The sequence below is a fragment of the Chryseolinea sp. H1M3-3 genome (assembly GCF_029360725.1).
Classification (GTDB): Bacteria; Bacteroidota; Bacteroidia; order Cytophagales; family Cyclobacteriaceae; genus Chryseolinea.
In genome coordinates this window covers 315,980-335,346 of record NZ_JARKMY010000014.1, presented here as the reverse complement: position 1 = coordinate 335,346, position 19,367 = coordinate 315,980, and the positions used below count along the sequence as shown (strand labels likewise).

The 19,367-nt window shown below is 41.9% G+C and carries 11 protein-coding genes; 9 read left to right on the top strand and 2 right to left on the bottom strand.

Annotation, left to right across the window (positions count from 1 at the left end; genetic code table 11):
- Position 1: 1 nt before the first annotated feature.
- The 5 genes from P2W71_RS22575 to P2W71_RS22555 all read left to right on the top strand — a co-directional run bounded on the left by P2W71_RS22575 (position 2) and on the right by P2W71_RS22555 (position 9,655).
- A complete protein-coding gene (locus tag P2W71_RS22575) occupies positions 2–1,444 on the top strand; it encodes a tetratricopeptide repeat protein (protein ID WP_276373668.1) in 1,443 nt (480 codons plus the stop codon).
- A 153-nt stretch (positions 1,445–1,597) separates the two neighbouring features.
- The gene (locus P2W71_RS22570; protein WP_276373667.1) at positions 1,598–4,000 is read left to right on the top strand and encodes an ABC transporter permease; all 2,403 of its coding nucleotides are present in this window, start codon (positions 1,598–1,600) and stop codon (positions 3,998–4,000) included.
- A 176-nt stretch (positions 4,001–4,176) separates the two neighbouring features.
- Positions 4,177–6,930, top strand: coding sequence for a PAS domain S-box protein (locus P2W71_RS22565; protein ID WP_276373666.1), 2,754 nt, complete (start codon positions 4,177–4,179; stop codon positions 6,928–6,930).
- 189 nt (positions 6,931–7,119) lie between these two features.
- Entirely contained in the window at positions 7,120–9,282 is a 2,163-nt protein-coding gene (locus tag P2W71_RS22560) for a PAS domain S-box protein (protein ID WP_276373665.1), read from the top strand.
- A complete protein-coding gene (locus P2W71_RS22555) occupies positions 9,272–9,655 on the top strand; it encodes a response regulator (RefSeq protein ID WP_276373664.1) in 384 nt (127 codons plus the stop codon). The genes P2W71_RS22560 and P2W71_RS22555 overlap by 11 nt, the downstream gene beginning before the upstream one ends.
- 56 nt (positions 9,656–9,711) lie before the next feature.
- Here P2W71_RS22555 and dgoD read toward each other — a convergent pair whose 3' ends face one another.
- Positions 9,712–10,860, bottom strand: a complete 1,149-nt coding sequence (dgoD, locus tag P2W71_RS22550) for a galactonate dehydratase (protein ID WP_276373663.1) — start codon at positions 10,858–10,860, stop codon at positions 9,712–9,714.
- A 371-nt stretch (positions 10,861–11,231) separates the two neighbouring features.
- Here dgoD and P2W71_RS22545 point away from each other — a divergent pair, with 371 nt between their 5' ends.
- The gene (locus tag P2W71_RS22545) at positions 11,232–15,152 is read left to right on the top strand and encodes a PA14 domain-containing protein (RefSeq protein ID WP_276373662.1); all 3,921 of its coding nucleotides are present in this window, start codon (positions 11,232–11,234) and stop codon (positions 15,150–15,152) included.
- A gap of 203 nt (positions 15,153–15,355) precedes the next feature.
- Here the strand turns inward: P2W71_RS22545 and P2W71_RS22540 are convergent, their stop codons facing one another.
- The gene (locus tag P2W71_RS22540) at positions 15,356–16,504 is read right to left on the bottom strand and encodes a glycosyl hydrolase (RefSeq protein WP_276373661.1); all 1,149 of its coding nucleotides are present in this window, start codon (positions 16,502–16,504) and stop codon (positions 15,356–15,358) included.
- Positions 16,505–16,698: 194 nt separating this feature from the next.
- On the opposite strand from P2W71_RS22540, the gene P2W71_RS22535 reads away from it, so the two are divergent.
- The 3 genes from P2W71_RS22535 to P2W71_RS22525 all read left to right on the top strand — a co-directional run bounded on the left by P2W71_RS22535 (position 16,699) and on the right by P2W71_RS22525 (position 19,322).
- A complete protein-coding gene (locus P2W71_RS22535; RefSeq protein ID WP_276373660.1) occupies positions 16,699–17,919 on the top strand; it encodes an aminotransferase class V-fold PLP-dependent enzyme in 1,221 nt (406 codons plus the stop codon).
- 3 nt (positions 17,920–17,922) lie between these two features.
- Positions 17,923–18,681, top strand: coding sequence for a carbohydrate-binding family 9-like protein (locus tag P2W71_RS22530; RefSeq protein WP_276373659.1), 759 nt, complete (start codon positions 17,923–17,925; stop codon positions 18,679–18,681).
- A 179-nt stretch (positions 18,682–18,860) separates the two neighbouring features.
- Positions 18,861–19,322: a RidA family protein gene (locus P2W71_RS22525; protein ID WP_276373658.1), complete on the top strand. Its 462-nt coding sequence runs from the start codon at positions 18,861–18,863 to the stop codon at positions 19,320–19,322.
- Positions 19,323–19,367 lie beyond the last annotated feature (45 nt).

The following is a 19,367-nucleotide window of genomic DNA, read 5'->3' as shown; positions in this document are numbered from 1 at the left end:
AATGGAAAGAATAGCCTTTTTGTTTTGGTTGGTTACTGTCTCGTTTTATTCGAGTCATGCTCAGGCCAAACATGAGCTTGATTCATTGCTTAATGCCCTCCCAAGGATACAGGACGGTCCAAAACGCATTGACCTCCTAAACAATCTTGCCTCCAGCTATACGCTTTTCTCAATTGACGATGCCGAAAAATTTGCTACCCAGGCGATTGGGCAATCGCGAGAGACCAACTATCAAAAAGGCCTGGCGGAGGGATATAAAACGCTCGGCGCCACTTATTACGTAAAGGGTGAGCATGATAAAGCAATCGAATATTCCTACGAGGCCCTTAAGCTATACGAATCCAATGACGATAAAGCAGGGCAGTCGGATGTCTTGAATAACATGGCAATGGTCTTCACAGCCCGTGGTGAAATCGACAAAGCTTACGATCTCTCTACAAAGTCTCTTGCGTGGAAACGTGAGATCGGCGACAGCCTGGGGGTTGCGAATGTTATTCTTGCATTGTCAGAGATCTACATGAAAAAGAAATTGGTGGACAAGGGACTTGAGTTTGGCAAGGAGGCATTGAAAAGATATAGGCTATTGAATAATAATTGGGGAATAAGCCATGCCATGTTGCAATTGGGAAAAATGTATCATCAACTACGGAACTGGCCCTATGCTTCAGGATATTATTATGAAACGATAAGAACTGCAGCCAAGGCGAACGATCACATTCAAATCATCGAGGGGAATAATCAATTAGGAAAACTTTATCTTGAAGCAAACCGATATGATTCATCCTATCGTTATTTAAAGAAAGCACTAGAACTCGCACGTCAACAAAACAGCAAGACCAATGAAATGGAGGCAAGTGAATATTTAGCGCGATATTTTTCAGCGATTGATCATCTTGATTCATCACTTTATTACACCAGGGAAGCAAGTGTTTTAGACCGTGAGATATTCGACAAGCAGAAGTCACAACAGATCGCCACCATGCAAATGCTTTATGAGTTCGAGAAAAAAGAACAAATGCTCACATTACGAGATCATCAAATTCAGCGACAGTACCTGGCGATCGTTGGCGTAACGATTATCCTTATACTGGTGACGTTGTTCGGATATAAACTTTACATACTTAACGAAAATAATAAGCATGCGCGAAAGGCGCTACAGACGTTGAACCTTGAGATTAATAAATTAAATGAAGGGTTAGAAGAAAAAGTACAGGCACGCACGGAGGAAATACGAATGCAAAATCAAAAACTGGTGGAGTATGCATTCTTTACAGCACATGAAGTCCGTGGACCGTTGGCCCGAATTTTAGGGTTAGTGGAGTTGGTTAAAGTCAAAGAGTTAAACCATGAGCGCGAAGAAATTATTTCACGCCTACAGGTTTCAGCAAATGAGTTGGATGATATTATCCGTCAAGTAAGTCGCAAACTCGAAAGCAATAAGTAAGATTTCGCGCGCTGATTTCGTTCGTGTTTGATAGGATGTGATTGGGCAACCCTTGTTAAGTGCAGAACCGGTGTTCTAAAAAGTTTTCTTAATTTAAATGTAACGATTTAGGCGTTCACAAGTATTCCATTCGCCTAAGATAAATTTTGTCGCATGATTAAAAACTACCTCACCTCCGTTTTACGCTATATTTTGCGTAATAAAGGTTTTACGTTTATTAACGTACTCGGACTAGCCATTGGAATGATGGCATGCATGCTCATCACCCAGTATGTATTGCATGAATTTAGCTACGATGATTTTCATGAGAAGAAGGCAAGGATTTTTAGGATGCAACAGGATCGGTATGAAAATGGCGTGTTGGCTACCCGTTGGGCGGCCGGATGTGCAGGTATTGGCCCCGATATGAAAGCAAACTTTCCAGAAGTGGAAAGATTTGTAAGACTAAGCGGGACGCGTCCTATGTTTTCCGTTGGTGATGTATATTTCAAGGAAACTGATGTCTATTATGCATCAGAAGACTTTTTTAAAATCTTTTCCGTTAAACTTCTGGCGGGCGAGGATTCTTCGGTACTAAGGGAGCCGTTTAAAATAGTGTTATCACAATCCCTTGCAAAAAAATATTTTGGGCAGGAAGATCCTGTGGGGAAAATGATGCGGGTAAATGGCAAAGAGGAATATCAAGTCACGGGTATCTTCGAAGATTTGCCAGCCAATACACATATGCAAATTAGTGCCCTGATGTCTTTCGTCACGTTGACTACAGTAAGAAATGATCCTATGCTTACATGGTCTTGGGATGGATTTCTAACCTACGTTCTTCTCCATGAAAAAGCAGACGTAAAGGCAATCGAAGCAAAAATTCCTGCGTTGGCCGAGCAAAAAACAGGAGAGGAGATGAAGCGTTTTAATGCAGGAATCGCTTTTCATATGCAACCCGTTACCGACATTCACCTGGATTCTAATTTCATGATGGAATTCAAACCAAATGGCAACCGGCAATCCACATATTTTTTGTCTATCGTAGCCATACTGATTTTGGTGATTGCCTGGATCAATTATATCAATCTGTCAACGGCAAAATCGATTGAGCGAGCACGCGAAGTTGGTGTTCGTAAAGTGATGGGTAGTATCAGATCACAACTTATTCAACAATTTCTTGTAGAGTCGTTATTGCTGAATATTGTGGCTGTTATAATTTCTGTGGTCCTGGTAGTAATGCTTACACCTGCTTTCAGTGATCTAACAGGAAGGCAGCTGGATTATTTATTATTCAAGCAAAATATGTTTTGGATCTGGATGGGAGCATTGATTATTGGAGGAGCTTTGCTTTCAGGCCTGTATCCCGCCTTTGTTTTATCTTCCTACAAACCCGTGGAGGTTTTGAAGGGACGGTTTAAAAATACGCATTCTGGCGTACGGTTCCGTAAAGGAATGGTGATCGTGCAGTTTATTTGTTCGATCACCCTTATAGTTGGAACCTTCACTGTCTACAGGCAGATACAGTTTATGCAAAATCAGGCATTGGGCGTTAACATCGACCAAACTTTGATACTTCCGTCACCAAACGTCGTTGACTCCACATACGAAACAAAATTTCAGGTCTTTAAGCAACAAATTCATCAATATCCGGAAGTGGTTGCTGTGACTGCTTCTTCTGAGGTACCGGGGCGTCAGCCTGGATGGAATGCTGGTGGAATCCGTAGGCTAAGTCAATCTGAAAAAGAAGCCAAACAATATCGCGTCATCATGATGGATCACGATTTCATACCCTTGTATGGATTGAAAGTAATTGCGGGAAGAGGATTTTCCGGGGAAACTGCTAATGAGTGGAAAAATGTTTTACTTAATGAATCGGCATTTCAACTCATGGGTTTCAAGAAACCGGAAGATGCGTTGAATGATCAGATTTTTTTCTGGGGGGACACATTTCGAATCGTGGGTGTGGTTAAAAATTATCACCAGGAATCTTTAAAGAAAGCCTTTGAACCTCTTGTGCTGCGATACAACGCATCCCCTGGTGGACTATATTCTATTAAGTTCAATACATCAAATGTAAAAGAATCGCTTAGCCGATTTGAAGATACCTGGAAAGCCATTTTTGCCGGCAATCCCTTTAGCTATTTTTTTCTGGATGATCACTATAATCAACAGTACCAGGCCGATCAGCAATTTGGAAAGGTGTTTGGCATATTTTCCACCCTCGCTATTTTTATTGCGTGTCTGGGTCTTTTTGGATTGTCATCGCTCACGGCCATTCAACGTACAAAAGAAATAGGCATACGAAAAGTGTTGGGTGCCAGTGTACCAAGTATTCTAACGTTAGTGAGTAAGGATTATCTCATACTTATGTTGATCGCAATCACGTTGTCCGTACCAGTCGCGTGGTGGATTATGAATGAATGGTTGTCTGAATTCGCCTACCGGATTTCGTTAGCCTGGTGGATTTTTGGTATTCCAAGTTTTGTTGTTGTGGCTATCGCACTACTAACCGTGAGTATCCACACGATAAATGCGGCGCGGATTAATCCCGCAAGATCACTGCGGTATGAATGATAAACCGGTGGCCTTTGACTGGTGATGTGCTTTCCCTAATGACCCAGCACTTTGTGCGGTACTAGCCTATTTATATTCCTCCTGGAATCGGGATTTGAAAAATACGGGTACTCACTTTTTATTTTTATGCTCAAATGCATTGAACCATTAGTAATTAATTCAGAAATTGAGATTCAATGCGTAGCCCTCTCAATAAATCTGATCATTCAAGTCCTTCTTTGTCCAACGAAGGCATCTGTCGCTCTATAGTTGAACGTTCCAATGCAATTCTACTCACCATTGCTAATGGTACTATCGTTGATGGTAATGAAAATGCGGCAGCCATGTTTGGTTATGCGTTGGAAGAATTAAAGTCAAGCACAAGACAAATCCTCTTTGAAGAAAATTTTGAGCGCGTGTTTCAACGAGCAAAGTGCGAAGAAAAATATGTGATTGAATCTTACGCCATCCGGAAAAACGGCGATCGTTTTCCGTGTGAGGTTTCATGGTTGACGCTTGAAAATGTTTACGCTGAAGACTTGTTCAGTATTAGCGTCGTAGATATTTCAAAGCGACAGATGCTGGAAGCAGAAAAGATAAGGAATGCTGAGGACCGCGGGCGCGGATTGATTGAAAGAGTGTCTGATTCCTTTGTTTCGTTAGACAGAAATTTTCGGTTTACTTATGTTAACAAAAGAGGAGCGGAGTTGGCAAACCGCACGGTGGATTCACTTTTAGGTAAACACATGTGGGAAGAATTTCCTGATATCGTGGGCTCAAATATTTATTTCGCATACCATAAAGCGATGATTGAGCAGGTAGATGTGCATACTGAATTTTATTATGAACCCTTCAATATATGGCTGGAGTATCATATTTACCCTTCTCCAGACGGTGTGTCTGCTTTCATCAGAAATATCACGGAGACGAAACGCCGAAAAAGTATTTCAGAACTTGAAAAGAATATTTTTGAATTTTACACGAATAGCGAAACGCCCATTGAAGAAATTTTGACCTTGCTGTTAAATGGTCTTCAACGTATACATCCCCACATGTTGTGTAGTATTTTAAAAGTTAAGAATGATAAATTATTTACATGGGTCTCACCACATTTGCCTTCTGAATTCAACCAGGCAATTGATGGGATTCCGGTTGGCTCAGGTTCGTGTGGGGTAGCCGCCCAGACAAAGCGCAAAGTATTTGTAAAGGATATCGTAAGCGATCCAATCACAAAAGATTATGGTACCCTGGCGGAGCAATTCCAATTAAAATCGTGCTGGTCTTATCCAATCCTGGATATCAAACAAAACGTGCTCGGTACCTTTGCAATTTATTATACGACAACGCATGAAGTTAAACCAAGTGAGGAAGATTCTATCGACAAAGCGAGTATCATACTAAAAACAATTCTAATTAATAAACAGGCGCAGGATGCGGTTAAGAAAAGCGAACAGACGCGACGACTAATAATGAATGCGGCGTTGGATGCTATTATCTGTATAGATACAGCAGGACAAGTAACATTATGGAATCCACAAGCAGAGAAAATATTCGGATGGAAAGAAGAAGAGGTGTTGGGAATAGAAATTTCCGACCTGATATTACCGGAAAATTTCAGGGATCGGCACTTTGCGGGATTAGGAAATTACCTTAGAACAGCGCAGAGTTCTTCCATGCTTAATAAGGTTATGGAAGTAACGGCTAAAAATCGCCAGGGAATCGAGTTTCCAATATCATTGACCATCCTTCCTGTGAAGCAAGATAACTCAGAATTTTTCTGCGCCTTTATTGAAGATATAAGCGAAAAAAAAGAAGCACAATCACAATTGCAAAAAGCCCATACCCAATTATTATCGGCGCAACAAATCGCGAAGCTGGGATATTGGGAATTGGATTTGATTGGAAATGCTAATTATTGGTCGACTCAGATTTATGAAATATGTGGACTGGATAAAAAAGCAAACGTTGCTTCGATTCAGGAATTTGCTGACCTTATTCATCCTGATGACAGGCAAGAATTTCTTGAAAACCATCGTGCCGCATTACAAGGTATTCCTTTCTTGAAGCCTGACTATCGACTGATCCGAAAAGATGGTGATTTGCGATATATTTTAATTGAAGCCTCTAGAGTTTGTGATGACAAAGGTACTCCAATCCGTTTGCAAGGTACCTTACAAGATATTACCCGTCTAAAAAAGAATGAGTTGGCATTGATTGAATTGAATAACGAGCTTAACAAACGTGCCATGGAATTAGCAAAATCAAACGCCGAACTGGAACAATTCGCTTACATCACTTCACATGATTTGCAAGAACCACTTAGAATGGTCACCAGTTTTCTTACGCAAATAGAGAAGAAATATAATGACATACTCGACGAGAAGGGGAGGCAGTATATACACTTTGCCGTTGATGGAGCGGCTCGAATGAAACGTATCATCTTGGATTTACTGGAGTATTCGCGCGTAGGTAAATCGGATTCGGCGGTGCAAAAGATTGACATGAATGAGTTGTTGAAGGAAATTGTCCAACTGAACCAAACCACAATAGAAGAAAAAAATGCTGAAGTTATCTGGCACGATTTACCTGTTATACAATTTTCAAAAACGCCTTTGCAACAGGTACTTCATAATCTCGTTGGTAATGGATTAAAATATCAAAGGCCGGGACAAAGGCCGCGAGTCGAAATAAGATTTACGGAAACGTTATCTCATTGGCAATTTTCAATAGCTGACAATGGAATTGGTATTGACCCCAAGAATTTTGATGCTGTTTTTGTTCTTTTTAAACGTCTTCACAACCGGGATGAATTCTCGGGAACCGGCTTAGGTCTAGCTATTTGCAAAAAAATCGTTGAATCTTATCAAGGGAAGATATGGGTCGACTCTAGTCCGGGAGTCGGTAGTACTTTCCATTTCACCATACCAAAACATTTCGGTAATTTGTATTGAGGGCTAATTTTGAGCATGGATGAGACAAAACCACGTCCGTTTGTAACACTGCACCCTCACTTTATCCAATAATCGCAGAATTCTAATGTTTCTTTTATCGCATTAGGTTATCTGCAAAAAGTAATCCGTATTTTCAACATTTAACATTATTGTTATGAACTGGTTTTCATAAAGTTAAGTTATTGGTAAATGCCTTCTCTAAGACCTGATTTACAAATACTGGTGGTTGAAGATAACACCGGAGATTTTATCTTAATTGAGGATTACCTGAGAGAGCAGGGTGCTCACATAATGTTACGTCGGGCCAGTACCTATGAGGAGGCCGAACGGACTCTTGAACAACGTCATAATTTCGATGCCATTCTTCTAGATTTAACGCTGCCAGATGCATATGGAGAAAAGTTAGTGCACGACATGGTTGAAATTGCAGGATCAACTCCTATTGTTGTGCTTACAGGTTTTTCAGATCAAAAATTTGGTATCTCAGCCCTTTCTATGGGCGTCGCGGATTACCTTTTAAAGGATGAGTTAAATGCATATCAACTCTATAAAAGTATCGCCTACAGTGTCGAACGAAAACGAATTGGGAACCAGCTAAAAAAATCGGAAGCCAAATATCATCGTTTATTTCATTTTAGTCCACTCCCCATGTGGGTTTACGATCTGGAGACGCTTAGCTTTTTAGACGTCAACGAAGCTGCTATCGTTCAGTATGGTTTCAGCAAAGAAGAGTTTCTTCAAATGAAACTTCCTGCTATCTGGACTCAAAATAATGTGGGAGAGCAACTCGATAGAATTAAACAATTTAAAAAATTTGCGGCCCCGTATAGGGGAATAGTACAACATGTGAAAAAATCCGGCGAACTGATTTTCGTAGAAGTGCAAAGTGATTCGATAGACTTTGATGGAAAAGCTGCGAGACTTGTTTTGGCCACAGATATTACAGAAAAGACTAAAGCTGCAAAAATTCTTCAGTTGAGTGAGCAACGTTTCAAAGCACTCGTGCAAGAGGGTACGGACATGATAGCCATTCTTAGCCCAGAAGGCAATTGCACCTATGTTAGTCCGACCGCTGAATCAATTTTAGGAATTACCGTGGACCAATTGATTGGTAAAAATGCTATCGACTTTGTCCATGAGGCAGACAAGGCCCGAGTACGGCAGGAATTTAATCGTCTCGAACAACAGAAGTCGATTCATATAAAGCCATTCCGCATAAAAGATATTAATAATAATAATTCGAGATGGATAGAAACAAAGTTGACAAATCTGATTCATGATCCTTCAGTAGGTGGAATTGTGGCTAACTCCATTGAAGTGACAGAAAGATTGGAAAGTGAAAATAAGATACGTGAAAGCGTTGAACGGTATAACATTGTGTCGAAAGCCACCAACGATGTTATATGGGATTATGATTTGTCTACTGGTAATTTAAACTGGAACGAAAACATAAGGTCGGTTCTCGGCTATGATACAGCACAAACAACAATAGCGTGGTGGACTGATAAGTTACATCCGGAGGAATCCAAAAGAATAATAGACAAATTAGATGCATCGATTAACAACTGCAATGCATATTGGACTGATGAGTATCGTTTTCGTTGCGCTGATGGGACGTATAAATATTTTTTTGATAGGGGATTCCTGATTAAAGATGATAACGGCAGGGGTATTCGCATGATAGGATCCATGCACGATATTACCCGACAAAAAGAAGAAGAGCATCGTCTGAAATTATTAGAATCAGTTATCACGAATGCCAGCGACGCCGTGATGATAACGGAAGCCACGCCAATTGATAATCCGGGTCCAAGAATCGTATACGTAAACAACGCCTTCACAAAAATGACGGGGTACTCAAAGAATGAAGTAATTGGGAAATCTCCTCGTTTTTTACAAGGACCCCTGACAAGCAGGGAAGGGCTGAATAGAATCAGGAAAACGTTAACTACAGGAGAGCCTTGTGACCTCGAACTTATTAATTACAAAAAAAGTGGCGAGAAATTTTGGTTAAATATGGCTATCGCACCTGTAGCAGACAATACTGGAAAGTTTACGCACTTCATATCCATACAACGTGACGTGACTGAACGAATGAATTATATACAGGCAATAGAAGACCAGAATGAACGGCTAAAAGAAATCGCCTGGACTCAATCGCATGTCGTCAGAGCGCCGTTGGCTCGGATTATGGGACTGATTGAAATACTGCCGAAATATGAATCGTACGAACAAATTCCAAAAGAGGTACTGCATTATATTTTAAGTTCTGCTCATGAGTTAGATCACATTATTCGTGATATTGTTTTAAAAACAGAGGGCATTTATAATCCAGTTAAGCATGAAACTTGAAACCGTTATAACCGACGATGATGAAATGGTAATTTTTCTTCACAAAATATCGGTTGTGGAAAGCGGGCTATGCGAAAAACCTGTGATCGCTTATAACGGAAGCCAGGCATTTCAATATATTGCGACACATGCCAACGATTCGTTTTTAATACTGTTAGACCTTAACATGCCTGAGATGGATGGTTGGCAGTTCCTTGACGCGATTCAGAAAATAAAAGATACACGCATTTATGTAGTTGTAGTTACATCGTCCGTTGATGCAAGGGACAGAAAAAAAGCATATACCTACCCACAAGTAATTGATTATGTTGAGAAACCTTTGTCCATAGAAAATTGTCTGCAGATTAAGAACCACGTGACAGCGCTAACTTGAAATCTAACACCAATACAGGAGCTTAAGTGAAGCAATTGGGGAGCCTATCCAAACGATCACCACTCTGCTACACTATTATCAGTATGTCGCCATACCGGATTCTTCCAGTTGTGACCAACGGCAGCCATCTTCCTGACGTGCTCTTCATCAATAGAAATGCCCAACCCCGGGCCCTCTGGAATTTTAACAAAGCCATCACTAAATTTAAAAATTGTTTTATCAGCCAGGTAATCTAACAGATCACTGCCTTGATTGTAATGGATACCTAAACTCTGCTCTTGGATAAAAGCATTGTGACATGTTGCATCAACCTGCAAGCACGCAGCTAATGCAATGGGTCCAAGAGGACAATGCGGTGCCGCTGCTACATCAAATGCTTCGGCCATAGAAATTATTTTTTTGCATTCTGTAATGCCGCCGGCGTGTGAAAGATCAGGCTGGATAATATCGACGTAACCATCCATTAAAATATTTTTGAATTGCCACCGTGAGAACATTCTTTCACCCGTAGCGATGGGTATGGATACATGATTGGCAATTTCACGAAGCGCTTCATTGTTTTCCGGAAGAACCGGCTCTTCAATAAACATTGGGTGAAAGGCTTCGAGTTCTTTTGCAAGAATTTTGGCCATGGGCTTATGTACCCGACCATGGAAATCTATGCCAATTCCGATAGCTGCGCCCACTGCATCTCTTACCGCAGCAATTCGTTTGATGGCTTCATCAATTTTCTGGAATGAATCGATGTACTGTAGCTCCTCCGTGGCATTCATCTTTACAGCTGTAAAACCATGGCCGACGATCGTCTTTGCCGCCAAGCCAACATCTGCAGGTCTGTCCCCTCCAATCCAGGAATAAACTTTTATAGAATCGCGCGCTTTTCCACCGATGAGTTGATGAATTGGTGCATTATAGAATTTACCCTTAATATCCCATAATGCCTGATCAATGCCTGCGAGCGCACTCATTAAGATTGGTCCGCCTCGATAAAACCCTCCCCGATAAAGTACATTCCAATGATCTTCTATATTCATGGGATCTTTACCAATAAGATATTCCATCATTTCGTCAACGGCTGCCTTGACTGTGGCCGCCTTTCCTTCGATGACTGGTTCACCCCACCCGGTAATACCTTCGTCTGTTTCAATTTTTAAAAACAGCCATCGTGGCGGAACTTGATAAAGTGTGTAAGATTTAATCTTCATGAGGTAGGATGGTTTGTAGCATTGCCCTGCCACTTTGAATGGGTCAATTTATTAGCGTTTAAGCCAAAACTAATTTAAAAAACCAGGCAATGTGTGGTGCTAAGTCAACAAAAACAAGAGGAAGGGTCAAATTTTAATGTTAAAAACAAAAATTCCTTCATATTAACCAATGTAAGATTTCGGACGTAACCGCAGTTCCTCTGATAAATAATCAGCTTATCCCTTAATAGGGTACTCTACCGATCCGCATTTTTGTTGCGCAACTCACAGTTCCATTTTTGCGACCCTGGGGAAGAAACGCCCCAATTAGTCTGGAAAGTAAGTCCACACCTAAATAAATCTATGAGTCAATTTTTAACCAAAATGTAAACATGAGGTATGTAAGTATTCTATTTCTTTGTCTGGTTTTTGTCCCGTGTTCCTTTGCCACTACTTATTATGTCAGTTTGAGTGGTAATGATGCTAATGATGGAAGTTCAGGACGGCCCTGGCGCACCATCCAAAATGCTGCTGCTAAAGTACCCGCAGGCCAAGGTCATACGATCCAAATAGCTGCTGGTACGTTTATTGAGAATCAAATTCATGTCCCTCTTGGCGTGCATCTTGTCGGAGCAGGAGTAGATGCTACTATTATTAAAGCCAACCCTTCGTTTTATTATTACCCCGCCAGCCCAGGTTTTTCTAATGAAAAATTTCTGATGCGGTTTTATTCAGGAGGTTCGTCCACGGGTAATCAAAGCATTAAAAATTTCACGATTGACGGCGATGGAAAAAAATTGCACGGTGGAATCTTTATTCATAACAGGAATAACGTTGTTGTAGAAAATATTAAAATACAATATGTGAATTTTAGTGGGCTTTGGCTTACAAGTTCCAATAGCTGTACCGTTAAAGATATCAAGCTAAAAGATTGCGCGTGGGGAAGTTCAAGTTGGTGCTCAGCGGCGCTGCAATTTGGTAATCTAACCAATCTTGATGTCTCGGGGTTTGACATTGACGAAGGAAGGGGATACGGAATTAAGAATTTAGGCCATGATCAAAACGCGCCCTTAACAAATGTCAAGTTACACCATGGTAAAGTATCTGTTCATCAGGCAGGTTTATGGAATGGTGGAAGTGCCCCAAACATTACCATTGAATTCTGGGCAAGCGGTTACTCCGGAACAGAAATATATAACACGTACGTTGACAACCATATATCAATTGTTAACCCTAACAACACACAGTCGGCTACACCGCTTAAGATTTACAACAATTTCTTTGACATCCTTAGCCCACGAACAAATGGTGCTGGGTATTGCATGGAGCTGTCAAGCAGCAGTGTAGAAGTAAGAAACAATTGGTTCCATGGCGGGTCCTATGGCGTTGTCAACTGGTCACCGAAGGTGTATAGCAATTGGAATATTCATCACAATGTGTTTTACGGTTTATCTGGCGGTGGGAATCCAACCTCCGTTGTTTGCTCCTATAAGGGGGGTGTGCAGAATCTTAATCTTTATAATAACACGGTTGAACTCACCTCTACAAACCAAGCAGTCCATTTCGTTGAATTTGATAACGGAAGCGTAGGAACGAATGTTAATTTGAAGAATAACCTGATCATTAACTCAAACGGTGCAAATAAAGTATTGAACCTTCGTAATAATGCTTCTATCAACAACCTTCAGGTAACGAATAATTTCTTCCAAAACATAACGCAGGGCACGGTACCGGGGAATTATTCAGCCAACGCCACTGGAACATCTAACATTCTTAGATCTGGCAATAAGCCACAAACTTTTTATAACCATAGCGCAGGAGGAAACCTGATCGATAAAGGCGTATATGTTGGTATCGAAGGCGCCCCGGATATTGGTGCTTGTGGTGATAACAACATTATTGGTACAGCAGGAACCTCTTCTTCACCTGCTCCAGCGCCTACAACGGTTGCGGTAACAGGAGTAAGTGTTTCACCCGCTTCTGTGACGATTGGTGTCAATGGTACAACTACGCTCGCAAAAGTAATTAGCCCTTCCAATGCAACTAACCAAGCTGTAACATGGAGTTCCAGCAACGCAGCCATTGCGCGCGTTGATGCTGCAAGCGGCCTCGTTACCGGCGTGGCAGCAGGTTCTGCTACCATTACAGTGAGAACTACCGATGGAGCGAAAACGGCTAATGCGACGGTGACTGTTAATGCATCTGCGCCTAGCCCAGGAGGTAATGGCGTATTGACGAGAGCGGTATGGACTGGCATCTCCGGCGACCAGCTAAGTGTGTTGAAGTCAAATGGCAACTATCCTAATAGCCCTTCCAGTACGGGAACGGTGTCAAGTTTTGCAGGGCCCGCCAATGCTGGCGATAACTATGGTACAAGAATCTATGGATACCTTCGACCACAGGCAACCGGCAGTTATACGTTTTGGATATCAAGCGATGATCAATCGGAATTATACCTAAGCACCGACCAAAATCCCGCGAACAAAACTTTAATCGCCAGTGTATCTGGATGGTCTAACCCAGGTGAACTTACGCGGTATCCTCAACAGCAGTCGGTTGCAAAAAACCTTGTTGCGGGGCAATCATATTATATCGAGGCATTACATAAAGAAGGAACAGGGGGAGACCATGTTTCCGTTTATTGGCAAGGTCCCGGCGTATCGCAATCTGTTATTGGTAGTGCTTACATATCAACAACTGCATCTTCTACGAGTCCTACGACGGTGGCAGTAACAGGTGTGGCCATATCACCTGCATCCCTGACACTGGGTGTAAATGCAACGAGCACACTTTCAAAGACCATCACCCCTTCCAATGCAACTAACCAAGCTGTAACATGGAGTTCCAGCAACGCAGCCATTGCGCGCGTTGATGCTGCAAGCGGCCTTGTTACCGGTGTGGCAGCAGGTACTGCCACTATTACGGTGAGAACTACCGATGGAGCGAAAACGGCCAACGCAACGGTTACCGTAACGCCGCCCTCATCTACGTCTGGTGGTGGTGTAAATGGTGTGTTGACTAGGTCGGCCTGGATCGGAATTGCCGGAGAATCATTATCGGCACTAAAGTCCAATGGAAATTATCCAAGCAATCCAAACCTCACCTCAACGGTTTCAAGTTTCGCCGGGCCGTCCAATGCAGGCGATAATTATGGTAGCAGAATCTCTGGTTACATCAGACCACAGACGTCTGGAAGTTACACCTTCTGGATAGCGGGTGATGACAACTGTGAATTGTATTTGAGCACCGACCAGAATGCAGCAAACAAAACGATGATCGCGAGCTTGTCTGGCTGGTCAAACCCAGGCGAACTTACGCGCTATCCTCAACAGCAATCTGCGGCCAGAAACCTGGTAGCGGGCCAGTACTATTATATCGAGGCATTGCATAAAGAAGGTGTAGGTGGTGATCACGTTGCTGTTTATTGGCAGGGGCCCGGGATTTCACAATCCATAATAGGAAGTGCTTATATCTCGACAGCACCTTCATCCGTAAGTACACCGACACCTGTCCAAACCGTTACGGGCGGGAATGGATTGTTGACCAGGGCTGTGTGGTCAAACCTTGGTGGTGATCAATTAAGCACCTTGAAATCAAATTCAAATTATCCGAATAATCCGAGCAGTACTTCCACTGTATCGACGTTCGCTGGCCCAACCAACTGGGCTGACAATTACGGCAGCAGAATTTATGGTTATATCAGACCACAGACTTCTGGAAGTTATACTTTTTGGATCACGGGCGATGACAATTGCGAATTATATCTAAGTACCGATCAAAATGCGGCAAATAAGTCACTTATTGCCAGTCTACCAGGGTGGGCAAACCCTGGAGAATTAACAAGATATCCGCAACAGAAGTCGGTGACAAAAAATTTAATTGCCGGCCAATATTACTTTATCGAAGCACTTCATAAAGAAGGAAGTGTAATTGATCACGTCGCGGTATACTGGCAGGGACCTGGAATAACTCAATCCATCATTGGCAGTGCTTATCTGTCAACGACAGCCGGTTCAGGTGGGGGAGGAGGTTCGCCTGAGAATTTTGTGAATGCACTTCCTGAAGAAAGTGCAGAAAACCAATTCGCCGTGTATCCTGTTCCTGTAAAACAAGGAGATGACTTTACATTAGAGCTTCCAGATGAATCACGGGAAGTAAAACTTCTTGACTTGAATGGCAAACAACATCGCAGTGTTGCTGTTAATAATGAAACCAGCATAAGTGTTTCATCCCAAGGACTTGAATCTGGAATTTATTACTTCCAGGTTATTCATGCACGGGGCTCAGAATTTAAGAAAGTGATGGTGAAATAGCGATGCACGTTTTAAATTGCCAAAAAAGGAGACTGTGATGGGTCTCCTTTTTTTATTCGGTATGCTGCCATCAATCGCTCCTGAGCTGTGAGGTAAATGTGTCTTCTTTCTTTATCACAAAGGCCGTCTCACGTGATTTTTATAAACTTCTGGCTTGCGCGTACATTCAACCCTGAACCCTTCAACGTCTGAAATCTTAAGGTTTACTTTTTATTATAAATGTTCTTCAAATCCTTCTCAAACAAAGTGTAGGGATCGTTATAGAATTTTATAAAGTCGGGTACGCTGGAATGTCCGGGATATGGCGCATAAAAATGTGTGGGACTTCGTTGGTCATTTCGCCACACAAGCACATATGATAATCGCATTTTAGGGTAGGCCTTAAGTACCTTGAGCAATGTTTCCGTCCACCACGTTGCATTGGGGATGGATTCCAATCCCGTTTCAGTAAACGCTGCAAGCTTTCCGGCCTTTCGAGCATAATCAGAAACGATTTTCAATTTTAAGGCAGCAGTGTCCAAGTCATAACGGTTTCGACCCATATCCCCATAGTTGTCCATGCCTAACATATCGACCCACTCGTCACCGGGATAACGTTCCAGAAATTGTGCTTCTGTTGTAAACTTATTGTCAGGAGAAAATGCATAAATGAAATTATGTACGTTCAAACTGTCTCTTAGGTACGAGACTGTAAATCGCCACAGAGAAATAAACTCTTCACGTGTACAATGGGGTTTGCCCCACCAAAACCAGCCACCGTCGAACTCGTGGTACGGCCGAAAAATCATCGGCACTAATTTCCCATCTGCCCCTTTCACACTATTTGCCCACTCGCCAATATCTTTAAGAATGACTTTGTATTGGTGATGCGCTTCGCCACCAGGAATAATGTATTTCACCGCGGGTAATGAAAGCGTATCGACCCAATAGAACCCGCCTTTCGAAACAGGATTTGAAAAGTGCCAAGCTATAGTCGTAACGCCCCCACGATTATATGTGTCCACAACGTTTTCCCGTAAAGTTTCTTTAGCACGTGCGATGGCTTCGCCTGGCCTTCCGGAAAACCCACTCAGGTCAACACCAATAACTGCGGGATGAGAACCTGTAACAGATTTAACATCTGAACGCCCTTTTTCGCCAGACCATCCATGACCGTATTCTGTTGCATGTTGATGCCCAAACAGTATATGTTTTTTAGAGAGCTTACCCAGGTTTTTAAAAAGGGCTTTTGTCTCCCTGGTTGCTGAGAGGTCAATAGGTTTTCTTTTTTGTGCGTGTGTCGGTGAAAAAAGGAAAAAAAATACTACGGCAATAGAAATACTTTTCGCTATTGAATGATGTGTTGTTATCATTGTATAGAAGATTTTTGTCAGTCAAATTTGGTTATCATTTTTAGGAACCTGAAACCTTCTGAGTAATAATGTGCGCAGTGTGCAGGTTGTGATGCACCTTTCATACAAAAAGTGTAATTAATCCTAAACAAGTGCGCTGAAAGTAATAACTTAATAAATCGATATTGTAATCGTCAAACATTCTCAACACTTATATGCTTACCAGAAGAAAGCTAATTCAACGCTTAACTGCCATTCCTGTTTTAGGAGGAATAATGACTTCCATTCCATTTACAACTGCGTTTGCAGGAGGGAAACCACCCAAGAGGGATCTTTTTAAAGAACTGGGAGTCCGAACTTTTATCAATGCTGCCGGGACCTTAACGTATATGACCGGCTCGCTCATGCATGATGAAGTGCTGGAGGCAATTAATTCGACAGCGAAGGAGTTTTGCTTGCTTGACGAGGTTCAAGACAAAGTTGGAGAAAAAATAGCCAAGTTAGTTCACGCTGAAGCAGCCGTGGTAACATCAGGTGCCTTTTCCGGGATGACGTTGGGATTGGCGGGTATCCTTACCGGTATAGACGAAAAGAAGGTGCAGCAAGTTCCTCATCTTGCGTATTCAGGAATGAAATCAGAAGTAATTTGCCAAAAGAGCCATGACATTGTTTATAACCATGCCTTGACGAATACAGGCTGCAAGATCATACAGGTTGAAACAGCCGAGGACGTTGCCAAGGCAGTGAACGAGCGGACTGCCCTCATGCATTTTTTACACATTGAATCTGATAAAGGAAAAATCCAACATGAGGAATGGGTGGCGCTTGGAAAAAAATTCAATGTTCCCACATCGATTGATATCGCAGCAGATGTTCCTCCTGTTTCAAATTTATGGCGATTCAATGACATGGGATTTGACTTTGTTGTGATCTCAGGGGGAAAGGCAATCAGAGGCCCTCAAAGCGCTGGTCTTCTCATGGGAAGAAAGGATATTATTGCAGCGGCTCGTTTACACATGCCTCCTCGTGGATTTAACATCGGACGTGGGATGAAGATAAATAAGGAGGAAATTTTTGGAATGTATATAGCATTGGAAAAATATATTAACCAGGATCATGACAAAGAATGGGCTATGTGGGAAACAAACATTGCCCATATTGAAAATACGGTTAACAAGTTATCCGGTATTACAACTGAAGTTCACGTTCCCCCACTCGGCAACCATACGCCTACACTTCGCGTCACGTGGGATCAATCTAAAATCAAAGTTACCGACAAGCAATTGCGTGAGTCATTGAGAAATGGAAGCCCTTCTATAGAATTAGGCGGAGGAACAGAAAACAGCGTAAACCTGACAGTCTTTATGTTAAAACCCGGCCAGGAAAAAATTGTAGCAACCCGGCTTAAAGAAGAATTCACTAAGGCGACGGCGTAAATAATGAGACAGATCCACAACAGGATATTGTATACATTTCTTGGATTTCTAATAATAGGGATCGCATCAACGGAGAGCTTTTCGTCGGTGTTGCTTAATGATTCAGCAAAAATAATTGTAAGAAAAACTACTGATTTTATAGTAACCGGTGATGGAAATTCAGTAAACTGGAACAATGCGGATTGGCTAACGATAACGAAGCAGGAATCATCTTCCAGCAAAAGTTTATTAACGCAGGTTAAATTACTATACTCTTCTCAGGGTATATATTTTTTATTCAGGTGTGATGATCAAAAAATTACCGCGACCCTTCAGGAAGATTTTGCGCCACTTTTTAAAGAAGATGTCGTGGAAGTTTATTTATGGCCTGACCAGTCTGTTCCAATTTATTTTGAGTATGAACTTTCTCCTTTGAACTTTGAATTGCCTATTCTCATTCCCAATATAAAAGGTAGGGTCCAGGGATGGGCGCCCTGGCGTTATGAAGGAAAACGAAGAACACAGCATGCTACTAGTGTGCAAGGAGGAGAAAAAAAAAGTCACGCTGCAATCCGTAATTGGTCTGCCGAATTTTTTATCCCCTTCGCATTGTTAGGTTCCTTAATTGATGGACCACCATCGTCGGGAGCACGATGGCGCGCAAATTTCTATAGGATTGATTATGATGAAGGCTATAACACTTGGAGCTGGCAAAAAACTACCCTGGCAAAAGCAGGAAATTTCCATGAATACCAAAAATTCGGAACGATCGTATTTGAATAACCTATTTTGAACGACAATTGTAATTTTTTATTTCGACGATTTATCCATGAAGGTGCTGACCTGCATCAGTTAAAATTTTTGGTAACAAGGCCAGCAGTGTAAACAAGACCTTCAAATGAATTTTAGAAACCAACATCTTGATATAAATAAATTGTTTCAACTAAATCAAATCCATTATCATGAAAGAACAGAGAAGATCAACGTTAAAAAAATTGTTTGCTACCATTGCAGGGGTTACAGGACTAGGATTAGCAACGAAGGCCAAGGCCGATACAGCATCTGAAAAAGAAGTGTTTAATGTAGTGAAGGACGACCAGGACGTTCCGTTGTTTTCCGGATCTACAAAGTTTGGAAACATGGTTTTCGTAGCAGGCAAAGGTGCCCACTTCGATGGTGACATTACGGCCCATACCAAGCACGTTTTAGATGAAATTGAAAAGGAACTGGTGAAGGCAGGATCTTCCATGCAAAAAGTTTTAAAGGTCAGCGTATTTCTTCATGATCTAAATGATTACAAAGCAATGAATGAGGCCTATAAAGGACGGTTTGGAAACAAACCTCCGGTCAGGACAACGGTTGCAGTATACGGCGGGGTGCCCGGCGATTCTCTTGTGGAGATGGACTGCATCGCTTATATTTAATTGGCCCCACTACGATTCAAGCGCAAACATTGGAACACAACGATA